This window comes from Tunturiibacter empetritectus (genome assembly GCF_014201375.1).
Classification (GTDB): domain Bacteria; phylum Acidobacteriota; class Terriglobia; order Terriglobales; family Acidobacteriaceae; genus Edaphobacter; species Edaphobacter lichenicola_D.
Window position 1 is genome coordinate 95,903 of the sequence record NZ_JACHDZ010000003.1, and the last position, 12,081, is coordinate 107,983.

General features: G+C 59.7%; 10 protein-coding genes. 5 read left to right on the top strand and 5 right to left on the bottom strand.

The window, feature by feature from the left end:
- Positions 1–130 precede the first annotated feature (130 nt).
- Positions 131–523 carry a nuclear transport factor 2 family protein gene (locus HDF10_RS09405; RefSeq protein ID WP_183812776.1) on the top strand — a complete coding sequence of 131 codons (393 nt, stop codon included), beginning with the start codon at positions 131–133 and terminating at the stop codon, positions 521–523.
- 197 nt (positions 524–720) lie between these two features.
- On the opposite strand, the gene alaC is transcribed toward HDF10_RS09405, so the two are convergent.
- From alaC to HDF10_RS09420, 3 genes are all read right to left on the bottom strand, one after another.
- Positions 721–1,902, bottom strand: a complete 1,182-nt coding sequence (gene alaC / locus HDF10_RS09410) for an alanine transaminase (protein WP_183812778.1) — start codon at positions 1,900–1,902, stop codon at positions 721–723.
- A 129-nt stretch (positions 1,903–2,031) separates the two neighbouring features.
- Positions 2,032–2,517: a protein-disulfide reductase DsbD N-terminal domain-containing protein gene (locus tag HDF10_RS09415; RefSeq protein ID WP_221271613.1), complete on the bottom strand. Its 486-nt coding sequence runs from the start codon at positions 2,515–2,517 to the stop codon at positions 2,032–2,034.
- Between the two features lie 14 nt (positions 2,518–2,531).
- Positions 2,532–3,188: a TlpA family protein disulfide reductase gene (locus tag HDF10_RS09420; protein ID WP_311732722.1), complete on the bottom strand. Its 657-nt coding sequence runs from the start codon at positions 3,186–3,188 to the stop codon at positions 2,532–2,534.
- A gap of 188 nt (positions 3,189–3,376) precedes the next feature.
- Here HDF10_RS09420 and HDF10_RS09425 point away from each other — a divergent pair, with 188 nt between their 5' ends.
- Positions 3,377–4,378, top strand: a complete 1,002-nt coding sequence (locus HDF10_RS09425) for a KpsF/GutQ family sugar-phosphate isomerase (RefSeq protein WP_183812780.1) — start codon at positions 3,377–3,379, stop codon at positions 4,376–4,378.
- Between the two features lie 25 nt (positions 4,379–4,403).
- Here HDF10_RS09425 and HDF10_RS09430 read toward each other — a convergent pair whose 3' ends face one another.
- Entirely contained in the window at positions 4,404–5,141 is a 738-nt protein-coding gene (locus tag HDF10_RS09430) for a Crp/Fnr family transcriptional regulator (protein WP_183812782.1), read from the bottom strand.
- A gap of 308 nt (positions 5,142–5,449) precedes the next feature.
- Between HDF10_RS09430 and HDF10_RS09435 the strand changes: the two genes are divergently transcribed.
- Together HDF10_RS09435 and HDF10_RS09440 are read left to right on the top strand one after the other, a co-directional pair.
- Positions 5,450–7,249 carry a proline--tRNA ligase gene (locus tag HDF10_RS09435; RefSeq protein WP_183813642.1) on the top strand — a complete coding sequence of 600 codons (1,800 nt, stop codon included), beginning with the start codon at positions 5,450–5,452 and terminating at the stop codon, positions 7,247–7,249.
- Positions 7,250–7,269: 20 nt separating this feature from the next.
- Positions 7,270–9,870, top strand: coding sequence for a transglycosylase domain-containing protein (locus HDF10_RS09440; RefSeq protein ID WP_183812784.1), 2,601 nt, complete (start codon positions 7,270–7,272; stop codon positions 9,868–9,870).
- 15 nt (positions 9,871–9,885) lie between these two features.
- Here HDF10_RS09440 and HDF10_RS09445 read toward each other — a convergent pair whose 3' ends face one another.
- Complete coding sequence (locus tag HDF10_RS09445; protein WP_183812786.1) at positions 9,886–10,791, bottom strand: Fpg/Nei family DNA glycosylase; 906 nt, start codon at positions 10,789–10,791, stop codon at positions 9,886–9,888.
- Between the two features lie 90 nt (positions 10,792–10,881).
- Here HDF10_RS09445 and HDF10_RS09450 point away from each other — a divergent pair, with 90 nt between their 5' ends.
- Positions 10,882–12,081, top strand: a complete 1,200-nt coding sequence (locus HDF10_RS09450) for an acetyltransferase domain-containing protein (RefSeq protein WP_183812788.1) — start codon at positions 10,882–10,884, stop codon at positions 12,079–12,081.

Here is a 12,081-nt window from a genome sequence, read left to right on the forward strand (position 1 = left end):
CCGGACGGGCCCACTGCGCGTGGAGCGGGCGTTAGCACGCCTCTGTCCTGCTTCGCCCGGTCCTCCCGTTGGTCGGAAGTTGACAGCCGAGCAACCCGAACCCAGAGCAGCGCTAAACTATCAGCCAAACATGCACATCGCCGACCACCTGAAGTCGCTCGAAGAACAGCTCCTCAACCCAACCATCCGCCGCGACTCGAAAGCAGTCGCCGCCCATCTCACCGACGACTTCCTCGAGTTCGGAGGCTCAGGCCGGGCCTTCGACAAAGCCGCCATCCTCGAAGCCCTCCAAGCCGAACCACCCCGCCCGCCCTCACTCCTCACCGACTTCAAAACCAGAGAACTAGCCCCCAACGTCATTCTCGCAACCTACAAAGCCACCCGCCGAAACTCCGCCGGAGAACCCATCGGCCAATCCTGGCGCAGCTCCATCTGGATGCACGTCAACGGCCAATGGCAGATCACCTTCCACCAGGGCACCCCCATCCCCCGGGCCCCAAATCCACCGGCAACCCAAAAATAAATCTCAAAACCGTGGCGTATTTTTCAACCCCGAAAACCACGCGGCGAAACACCACGATCTCACCACAATCCACCACGTTCTTCACCATAAAAAACCATCACCAAACACCACGTTTTTCCCAAACACCCCTCAAAATACCAGTAAAACAGCAAAAGCCCCGGCTCTCACCGGGGCATATTTTTTTCTAAATTAAAACTTCAACCCGCCTTGAACATCTGCTTGATCCCCCGCAGCGCCTGCCGTGTCCGCTCCTCGTTTTCAATCAGCGAAAACCGCACATGCCCATCCCCATGCTCGCCAAAACCCACGCCAGGGCTCACCGCAACCTTCGCCTCCAGCAGCAGCTTCTTCGAAAACTCAATAGATCCAAGCCCTTTGTACTGCTCCGGAATCTTCGCCCACGCAAACATCGTAGCCTTCGGCAAGTCCACCGGCCATCCCAGCTTATTCAGCCCCGGCACCAGAACATCCCGCCGTTCCTTGTAAATATCGCGAATCTCCGCCACACACTCCTGCGGCCCATCCAGCGCACAGATCGCCGCCACCTGAATCGGCGTAAAAGTCCCGTAGTCGAAGTAGCTCTTGATGCGTCCCAAAGCCGCGACCAGCTTGGGGTTTCCCACCATGAAGCCCACCCGCCAGCCCGGCATATTGTAACTCTTCGAAAGCGTAAAGAACTCCACCGCGATCTCCTTCGCCCCCGGCACTTCCAGGATGCTCGGAGCACGATATCCATCAAACACAATGTCCGCATAGGCCAGATCGTGAACGATATAGATCCCCAACTCCCGGCACAACGCCACGATCCGCTCAAAGAACGAAAGCTCCACGCATTGCGCCGTTGGGTTCGAAGGAAAGTTCAAAATCAGCAATTTCGGCCGCGGGGACATACGCGGCAGATCATGCTCCAACTCCTCCAATAGCGCCTCCGCAGTCCCGCCCCGCATAGGAATGCTCTGCACCTTCGATCCCGCAATCACCGGCCCAAAGATGTGAATCGGATAGCTGGGATTCGGCACAGCAACGGTATCCTCATCATCCAGCACCGCCAGACAGAGGTGCGCAATCCCCTCCTTCGAACCGATCGTAACGATCGCCTCGGTCTCAGCATCGAGATCCACATCGTAGCGCCGCTTGTACCAGTTACAAATCGCCCGACGCAGTCGAGGAACGCCACGCGACAACGAGTACCGATGCGTTGCCGTCCGTTGCGCCGCTTCAATCAGCTTGTCGACGATATGCTTCGGCGTCGCGCCATCGGGATTCCCCATCCCGAAATCAATGATGTCCTCACCACGCTTGCGCGCCGCAGCCTTCAGCTCGCTTGTGATGTTGAATACATACGCCGGCAGCCGTGTCAGCCTTCGAAATTCTTCCATTCCCGTCCGCCCGCTCCTGTCTGTCCTGTTCCTCCATGATGCCACCACTCCATGAGAAAAACCGCCAGACGTATCGAGCCTACCAACAGAAGTTTTCTCGATCCTGCCACAACGAGCTACTAACACCAGCTATTTCGCCGTAAAGATCACCTGAACCGGCAGGCTCTTCGGCGGATAGCACGCCGCATGATCGCACGCCTGATACCGCAACGTCCCATCCACCGTATGCATCCCCGCCTCGGCCACCACCGGCAGCTTCACCGTAAACGCACCCGTATAAACATCCAGCTTCTCCGTCGGATCGAAGCTAAAGCTGTACGACGTCCCAGCTGGATACTCAACCGCCTCAGCCTTCACCCCCGTAGCCGGCTGCAGTTCAATCCTGGTCGGGATCAACAGCTCCGACTTTGGCGTATGCGAGTTCACATGGTAGCCATCCAGCACGCGAAAGTGCAGCTCCAGCACGCTGCGCTTCCCTGCCGCGACACTCTGCGGCTCCGCCCCATACACAACATACGACTTCGGCTTCACGACAGGAGCATCAAGACTCCCAACCTGCTGCGCCGTCAACGCGACCGGCAACCCGATCAGCAATCCCGCGAAGAACCTCGTCAATCCTATCGACCGCGTCACTGTCCACCCGCCGCCGCAGTCGCTCCCGAAGCAACTATCTTCTTGATGTGCGCCTCGATCTCGTCCTTGCTGCCAAGCCCAGCCGTCTCTTCAACGATCACGCCGTTTTTGTCGACGTAGAACGACATCGGCAGATAGTCCATCCCATCCGGTCCGCCATAAGCCTTCTGAATCTTCCCATCTGTCAACAAAATGGGATAGGTCACGCCGGTCTTCTGCGCCACCTTCGCGATCGCATCCTTGCCCGCATCCACGTCATCGGCCAGTCCGAGTACCTCAAAGCCCTGCGCCGCATACTGTTTGCGAAACTCTTCAAACCACGGCATCTCCACCTTGCATGGCCCGCACCACGTCGCCCAGAAGTTCACCAGCACCGGCCGGCCCTTGTAGTCGCTCAACGAAACCTTCTTGCCATCCAAAGTCGCAAGCGTAAAGGCAGGTGCAACTTTGCCACGCATCTGCATCGCCTCCGCCTCAGGGGACTGCGAATCCGCCTGCGCTGCCGATCCCGCCTTCTCCGGCACAAGAACCACGTGGTTCTCCTGAGCCTGCTGCATGGCAAGCCTCCGCTCGCGCAGATTATGCCATCCCGCCCACAACAGCAGCGCAATCCCACCCACCATCACACCAAAGATCAATCCACTCCGCTTCACGTAAGAATCCTTTCGGCGCAAACTCCGCGCCACACTAACCCTCTCAGTTTAGACGCAAAGCTCCTGTAAACGATGCAACGACAGCATTCTCCACAAGTTGCACAGCCGCCTCAGCAGAAAACCTCCTAAAGCCCACACCAGCGCTCCCCAACGCGTCCCTCTGCTAGCATCGACATGGTTCAGTCACTATGTCCAGCAAAGCCACCAGCCCAACCGATTCACCGCGTCCCTCCGAGTTCGTCCGCATCGAGGCAGCTGCTCTCAACGACCTCGCCCTCCGCCTCGACACCACGATGCTCGCCCCGTTCACCCAGGCCATCGATCATCTCCTTCAAGCCGCTACAAATCAGACCCGCGTCATCGTCACCGGCATCGGCAAGAGCGGCATCATCGCGCGCAAGATCGCCGCTACCTTTCGCTCCACCGGCACCCCGGCACACTTCCTCCACGCTGCCGAAGCAATTCACGGCGACCTCGGCATGCTCGCGCCCGGCGGCATCGTGATAGCTCTCTCCTACAGCGGCGAAACCGAAGAGCTGCTCCGCCTCCTCCCCACGCTCAAGCGCCTCAACACCACGCTGATCACGATCAGCGGCTGCGCCACCTCCACCCTCGCCCAGTCCGGCAATATCTTCCTCGACACTAGCGTCTCCACCGAAGCCTGCACCCTCAACCTCGCACCCACCGCCTCCACCACCGTCATGCTCGCCCTCGGCGACGCCCTCGCCCTTGAAGTAAGCCGCCTCCGTCAATGGACGCCCGAAGACTTCGCCGACCTCCATCCCGGCGGCCGCCTCGGCAGACGCCTCTCCCGTGTCCGCGAGCTGATGCACACTGGCGATGCCCTCCCAAAGGTCGGCGAATCCACACCCATGCCGCAGGTCATCTACGAGATGTCGCGAAAGAAACTCGGCATGACCACCGTCCTCAAAGAGGGCCAACTTGCCGGAATGATCTCCGACGGCGACCTCCGCCGACTCCTCGAGCGCGACGGCTCCCACGCCCTCGAGCACACCGCAGCCGAGATCATGAACTCACATCCTCACACCATTGCAGCCAGCGCGCTGGCCTCCTCAGCCCTGGCCATCATGGAGGATAAGAAGATCACCTCACTCATCGTCGTAGCCCCAGGCGGCCGCGTAGAAGGTGTCGTCCATCTCCACGACCTGTGGACCCTGCAACTCACCTGATCAATCGGAACCGCACATCCTTCTCCTAATCGGCATAACTCAACTCTTCTGAAGATCGTTTGCTAATAATTCGATCGTACGAAGAAGTCACGATGTTGTAGCACTCGCAAGCTGTTTGGATCAGCGCCGGACGATCCAGAATGTTGATCTTCCCACGGCTATACCCGATCACCCCGGCCCTCTGCATATCTCCCGCCGCCACCGTCACCGTCGACCGCTGCACCCCCAGCATCTGCGCCAGAAACTCCTGCGTCAGATGCAACGACTCCGACTCCATCCTGTCGGCAGAGGTGAGCAGCCATCGCGCCAGCCTCGCATCCACCTCGTGCATCCGGTTACACAACACCGACTGTGTCGTCTGCACAAGCTGCAGATAGGCGAACGAATGAACGAGTCGCTGTAACGTTCCACCCTTCAAAAACTGATCGCGCACAATAGAGGCCCGGATTCGTAGCCCCTCGCCTTGTCCCTGCATCAATACCGAGTGCGACATCTGCGGTTGATCCAGCAGCGCCGGCAACCCGGAGAACCCCTCACGGCCAATCACTCCGACCTCCACCGATTCGCCCTTCGCGGTTAACGCATCCGTCGAGATCAAGCCGCTATTCAAAAAATAAATGAACTCGATAGGCTCGTTGGGCTCGGAGAGGCGAGTCTCCAGAGGCAGCTCGACAGGCACAAGAAATCTCGCCAACGCCTCATACTCGGCATCCGGCAACTGGGCCAGTATGAGATTTCTTGGTCGCGGAAGTATCTCAGTCATAGTGTGGTTATTTCGCACCTGGATGTCCTTTGCACGAGAGTCGCCTCTCTAGCCGCAAAGACGGGTTGCCCACACATTGCAGGGCGGGTAGATGCGATTGATTGGACTATAGGCTTTATCAGACTAGAAAGTCCGTCGCATGAACGACATAGCAAGTCCAATTATGGGGTAACCCCATTGCATGCCCTATCAGCGAGAACAACCCTCATCTCAAAATAAATATCGACCGTCGGTTTAGAATGAAAACTCATCCTAAAAATGCCCACGCGAGCCTCGACGCGATAGGCCGGAAAGTGCCTTTTTTGACAATGCATCGCTGGTCGCAACTCTTCATCCCCACCCTCCGCGAAGCACCCGCAGACGCCGAAGTCGCCAGCCACAAGCTCCTCCTCCGCGCCGGCTATATCCGTCAGCTAGGCGCCGGCATCTACAGCTACCTCTTCCTCGGTAACCGCTCCGTCAACAAGATCACCGCCATCGTGCGCGAGGAGATGGACCGCATCGGCCAGGAGTTCTTTCTCCCCGCCCTCAACCCGAAAGAGATCTGGGAAGCCAGCGGCCGCTGGACCGGAATGGGCGAAAACATGTTCCGCCTCAAAGACCGCAAGGGGGCTGAGCTCTGCCTCGCCATGACCCACGAAGAGGTCATGACTTCCATCGCCCGGAACGAACTCCGCAGCTACAAGCAGCTACCCCAGATCTGGTACCAGATCCAGACCAAATTTCGCGACGAGCCCCGCCCCAAATCCGGTCTCCTCCGCGTCCGCCAGTTCCTCATGAAGGACGCCTACTCCTTCGACATCGACGAAGCCGGCCTCGACGTCTCCTACAACAAACACGACGTAGCCTACCGCCGAATCTTCACCCGTTGCGGCCTGCAGTTCGTCGCCGTCGACGCAGACTCCGGCGCTATGGGCGGCTCCGCCTCGCAGGAGTTCATGGTCTACACCGACGCCGGCGAAGACCTCATCGCCAGCAGCCCATCCGGCTACGCCGCCAACATCGAAAAGGCCACCTCGCAGCTGGCCCCCGTCCAAGACCTCGCCCCCACCGCCGACGGCCTCCCCGAACTCGTCCACACCCCCGGCCAGCGCACCATCGACGAGGTCGGCGCCTTCCTCAACCTCGCGCCAGTCCACCAGATCAAGACCATGGCCTACATGGTCGAACTCCCTGAAGCCGACCACGCCAAACTCGGTAAGCTCCGCCCCGTCGTAGTCTTCCTGCGCGGAGACCACTCCCTCAACGAAGCCAAGCTCCTCGCCGTCGCCGGCGGAGAACTCCGCCCAATGGTCGCCGAAGAGATCGAAGCCACCTTCAAGGCCCCCGCAGGCTACCTCGGTCCCATCGGCCTCGAGGCCGCCCCACATCCCAAAAAACCCGGCACCCTCGTCATCCTCGACAAGGCTCTCGAAGGCCGCACCAACCTCATCGCCGGAGCCAACAAGGAGGAGTACCACCTCCGCAACGTCACGCCCATGCGCGACTTCAAGCCCACCCTCGCCGCCGACGTCCGCAACATCGTCGAAGGTGAGCTCGACCCCATCGGCGGCCAGCCCCTGCGTCTCGGCAAAGCCGTCGAGATCGGCCACATATTCAAGCTGGGCAACAAGTACACCAAAAGCATGGGAGCCTCCGTCCTCAACCGTGACGGCAAAGAGGTCATCCCCATCATGGGCTGCTACGGCATCGGAATCGAGCGCATCCTCACCGCCGCGATCGAAAGCTCAGCCGCCGCCAACAAAGGGGAAGCCTACGCCCTTCACCCTGCGATCGCCCCCTTCCAGGTCGTCGTCACCATCACCAACATCGGCGACGAGACCCTCCTTAGCGCCGGAGAGAAGATCGCCGCTGACCTCGAAGCCGCAGGCGTAGACGTTCTCCTCGACGACCGCGACGAGCGCGCCGGAGTCAAGTTCAAAGACGCCGATCTCGTCGGTATCCCTTATCGAATCAATATCGGTCGCGGAGTCGCCGAGGGCAAGGTAGAATTTCTCGATCGCCTCCGGAGCGTTACCGAAGACGTCGCCCTCAACGAAGTCACCGCGAAGGTATCCGGCCAGATAACCTCCACGCTGCACAACTCGCTCTCCACAGCCGGCCTCTAACCGTCCAACGAAAGAGCCTCTTGCCAGTCAAACTCAAATACGGCAGCAACGTCCGAAACAAACTGAAAGCCTCTGGCCTGGAGTCGCAGATCCTGCGTGTGGCTCTCATCGCTCTGCTCGCCATTCTGGTCATCGGCTGCAGTGTCTTCGGCTACTTCTACTACCACTACCAGCGTGTCGTCGATGACCGTATCGCCTCCGGCCCCATCTTCGCCAGCGTCTCGCAGATCTACGCCGCGCCACGCGAGGTCCGCGCCGGGCAGAAACTCTCCGCCGCCGCCATCGCCGCCGACCTGCGCCAGGCAGGCTACAACGCCAACTCCCAGCTCGGCACCTACCAGCTCAACGCCGACAACATCTTCATCAAACCCGGCCCCGAGAGCTACCACAACACCGACGGCGCCACCATCAACACCACCGGCGGTATCGTGCAGAGCATCACCGCCGAAAACGGCGTCACCCTCAGCGCCTACGAGCTCGAACCCCAGCTCATCACCGCCCTCTCCGAAGACAAGAACCGCACCAAGCGCCGCCTCGTCTCCTACAACGAGATCCCTCCCCGCATGGTGCAGGCAGTCACCGCCATCGAAGACCGCGACTTCTTCAATCACGGCGGCATCAACTACATGCGCATCGCCAAGTGCGCCTTCTCCGACCTCGTCACCCATCACCGCACCTGCGGCGGCTCCACGCTCACCCAGCAGCTCGCAAAAAATCTCTTCCTCTCGCCAGAAAAACGCATCAAGCGCAAGATGATCGAGATCCTCATCACCTTCCAGCTCGAAGCCCGCTTTACCAAGAAGCAGATCTTCGAGATGTACGCCAACGAGATCAACCTCGGCCAGCGCGGCAGCTACGCCATCAACGGCTTCGGCGAGGCCGCACAGACCTTCTTCGGCAAAAATCTCCAGCAGCTCAACCTCGCCGAGTGCGCCCTCCTCGCCGGCACCATCCAGTCCCCCACCCGCCTCAACCCCTACCGCCATCCCGAGCGCGCCATGGAGCGCCGTAACGTAGTCCTCGAGTCCATGGTCGAAACCGGCGCCATCACCGCCAGTCAGGCGCAGGCCGCCAAAGCCGAACCCCTCCGCCTCGCCCCGCCCAACATCGACGCCAGCGAAGCGCCCTACTTCGTCGATCTCGTCCACGATCAGCTCGTCAAGCACATCGGCGACCAGGACATCGCCCACCAGAGCCTCCGCATCTACACCTCGCTCGACCCCGAACTTCAACGCGCCGCCTCCGAGGCCGTCGAGATCGGAATGAAGAACGTCGACGAGCTCGTCCGCAAACAGCATAAGACGCCCAAAGGCGAACAGCCCGGACCCATCACCTATCCCCAGGTCGCGCTCGTGGCCATCAACCCGCACACAGGACAGATCCTCGCCCTCGTCGGCGGTCGCAACTACGGCGCCTCCCAGCTCAATCACGCCGTCTCCCAGCGCCCCACCGGCTCCATCTTCAAACCCTTCGTCTACGCCGCGGCCTACAACAGCTCCCTCAACGGCCTCTCGCTCAGCAACAACGACACCGGCGGCAGCGGAGTCTTCACCGCACTCACCGAACTCAACGACGAAGAGACCACCTTCACCTACGACAATGGCCGCCAGACCTACACGCCAAAGAACCTCATCAGCGGCTATAAAGGCGACGTCATCGCAGCGTACGCTCTCGCTCACTCGCTCAACGCAGCCACGGTTCAGCTCGGCCAGATGGTCGGCTTTGACAACGTCGCGGCACTCGCCCGTTCTGCCGGAATCACCAACGCCCGCGGCACTCCTTCCGTGGCTATCGGCACCTACAACGCCACCCCGATCGACATGGCCGGCGCCTACACAGTCTTCGCCAACAACGGCGTCCACCTCACCCCGTGGATGCTCGCCTCCGTCCGCAACGCCAATGGGGACGTCGTCTCCGACTTCTCTCCCGACGCCAAGCAGGTTATGGATCCTCGCGCCGCCTACCTCACCCAATCTCTCCTCGAAGGTGTGATGAACTATGGCACCGCCGCCGGCGTCCGAGGCCATGGCTTCACCGCACCCGCCGCCGGCAAGACCGGAACCAGTCATGACGCCTGGTTCGCTGGTTACACCTCCAACCTCATTTGCATCGTGTGGGTCGGCAACGACGACTACACCGACGTCAAGATCGAAGGGGCGCACGCCGCTGAACCCATCTGGACCGAGTTCATGAAGCGCGCCATCCTCCTGCCCCAGTACTCCGACGTCAAGCCATTCGTTGCGCCCGCCGGCATCACCACCGCCCGCATCGACAAGACCTCCAACCTCATCGCCGACTCCACCTGCCCCAGCAACGTCCTCTACGCCGCCTTCCTAGACGGCACCGCGCCGGTCAACACCTGCAGCCAGATGAGCGAAAGCCCCCAGAACCTCATCCAGAGAATCCTAGGCATAGGCGGCAAGTCCGAAACAACCACACCACCACTCATCACCGGTGCACCCATCGTCCGCGTCCCACCCAACACCCCGCCTGACGGCAACGCCCCCGACACCACGCAGCAGCCAGCCCCACCCAAAAAGAAAAACTTCCTCCAGAAGATCTTCGGCGGCGGCAAGGATAAAGACAAACAGCAACAGCAACCCACCCCGCCCCCTCAGTAGTCAATCGTCAGCCGTCTAACACCCGATCTTCCCCCGCCTCACCACAGTTGCCCTCCCTATTGGAGCAGGCAACTCACCCACCCAGGGCTGACACTCCGGACACCAGTAGGTTGACCGAGCCTGCACCCCCTGCTTACGCATCATCACCGTCGCCCCGCACCGCCGGCACTCCTGCCCCTGCCGCCCATACACCCAAAGCCTCTCCTCACGATTCGACGAATGAGTAGTCCGCCGGTTTCCCGAGTAAGTCACGATCCCATCCCCGGCTCCATCCACCACGTTCGCCTTCATGTATCTCTGCGACACCTCCACCATCGTCTCCATCTCTCGCGATGTAATCGTCCTCATCGCGCGAAACGGATTCACCCCCGCCGCAAACGCCACCTCGCTCTTATAAACATTCCCCAATCCCGCCAGCACCCGCTGATTCAGCAACACCACCGCAATCTCCGCATCAGGATTCTCTCTCCCATACGCAGCCAGCCGAGCCGCCCCACCCTCCACGGTAAACTCATCCGACAAAATATCCGGCCCCAGCTTAGGCACCTGGCTGCTTCGCTCCAAAGACCGCGACGTATGAAACTCGGCAACCGGAATGTTGAATCCCACCGCCTCCCAACTAGCCGTCCTAACAACCACCCGCATCCGATCGCGGCCCATCCACCACTTCTCTCCCGTGCGATAAAGATGCCAGCTCCCGCTCATCAACATATGCGTCACCAGAATCAAATCTCCCGAGAAAAAAATCAGACACCACTTCCCCCGCGACTCCACCTTCTCGACAGTTCTCCCCACCAGCGGCGCATCGTCATTCACCCGAGCCAGCTTAGCCAACCCGGTATCGAACCCCGTCACCACCTTGCCCCCAATCGCCTTCTGCAGCGCCCGCGCCGCCCGATAGATAGTATCGCCCTCAGGCATAGTCTTCTCGTTTGAACTCTCTTCTACTCAGATGCACCAACCTCGCTTGCAGAATATTCTTCGCCCCGGCGATAATGATGACCCAGCAGGATGGCCACAATCGTCAGATCCGGATCTCGCCTGCAGTCCATTGACGCTCTTCGCGGCGCCATCATGATCATCATGGCGCTCGATCACACGCGTGATTTCTTTCACGTCTCCGCGGCTTACTTCTCACCTACCGATCTCACCCGCACCTATCCTTTACTGTTCTTCACTCGTTGGATCACGCACTTCTGCGCTCCCGTCTTCACCTTTACGGCTGGCTTCGGAGCTTTTCTGTGGCTCCAGCGCGACCGCACGAAAGCTCAGTTGTCGAGCTTCTTGCTAACAAGAGGAATTTGGCTGGTTTTTCTCGAGGTAACCGTCATGCGCCTCGCCTACAACTTCAACTTTGCCTCTCGTTTCCCGGTCCTCCTTCTGGTCATGTGGGAATTAGGCGGTTGCATGGTAGCGTTGGCCTTGTTAGTCCAGCTCCCGTATCGTCTTCTCGTAGTCTTCAGCATCGCGGTCATTGCGCTGCACAATCTCCTCGATCCAATTAACGCCGCGTCCTTCGGCAGCTATGCGCCGATCTGGAACATAGTCCATCAACCAGGAGCTTTCCTCGTGCATGGTCTGGTGATCGTTGTTGGCTATCCTCTGTTCCCCTGGATCGCGGTCATGTCCGCAGGCTTTTGCTTCGGCCGAATCTTTCTGCTCGAACCGACACGTCGCCAGAAGATTATTCTCATCACGGGCGGTGCAACGACGACAGCTTTCATCGTCCTCCGCGCAATCAACCTCTACGGCGACCCCGAAAAATGGTCGCGACAGCACTCCGCGATGTTCACGCTTCTCTCTTTTCTGAACTGCACAAAGTATCCGCCCTCACTGCTGTACCTGCTCATGACGCTTGGCCCGGCACTGATCGTTCTCGCCTCGTTCGATCGCCACCAGTTCAAGATTGCGAATCCTCTTATAGTCTTCGGACGCGTCCCTCTCTTCTACTTCATCGCACACTTCTATCTCATCCATCTGTTGTCACTTCTTACAAGTTGGATCCGTTACGGCGCCCACTCGTATCCAATCCTCTTCAGCTCTCCTCCGGCAATGGGTGGCCCCGCAAAAATCTTCCCCGAAGACTTTGGATATCCTCTTTGGGTCGTCTATGCTGTCTGGCTGTTCGTCGTCATCTCTCTTTACCCCGTTTGTCGGTGGTTCGCAAACATTAAGGCCACACGAACTGATTGGTGGTTTGGTTACCTGTGA

Coding starts and splice junctions, on each gene's coding strand:
- HDF10_RS09405 (WP_183812776.1), top strand. CDS start 131: ATGCACATCGCCGACCACCTGAAGTCGCTCGAAGAACAGCTCCTCAAC.
- alaC (WP_183812778.1), bottom strand. CDS start 1,902: ATGGAAGAATTTCGAAGGCTGACACGGCTGCCGGCGTATGTATTCAAC.
- HDF10_RS09425 (WP_183812780.1), top strand. CDS start 3,377: ATGTCCAGCAAAGCCACCAGCCCAACCGATTCACCGCGTCCCTCCGAG.
- HDF10_RS09430 (WP_183812782.1), bottom strand. CDS start 5,141: ATGACTGAGATACTTCCGCGACCAAGAAATCTCATACTGGCCCAGTTG.
- HDF10_RS09435 (WP_183813642.1), top strand. CDS start 5,450: ATGCATCGCTGGTCGCAACTCTTCATCCCCACCCTCCGCGAAGCACCC.
- HDF10_RS09445 (WP_183812786.1), bottom strand. CDS start 10,791: ATGCCTGAGGGCGATACTATCTATCGGGCGGCGCGGGCGCTGCAGAAG.
- HDF10_RS09450 (WP_183812788.1), top strand. CDS start 10,882: ATGGCCACAATCGTCAGATCCGGATCTCGCCTGCAGTCCATTGACGCT.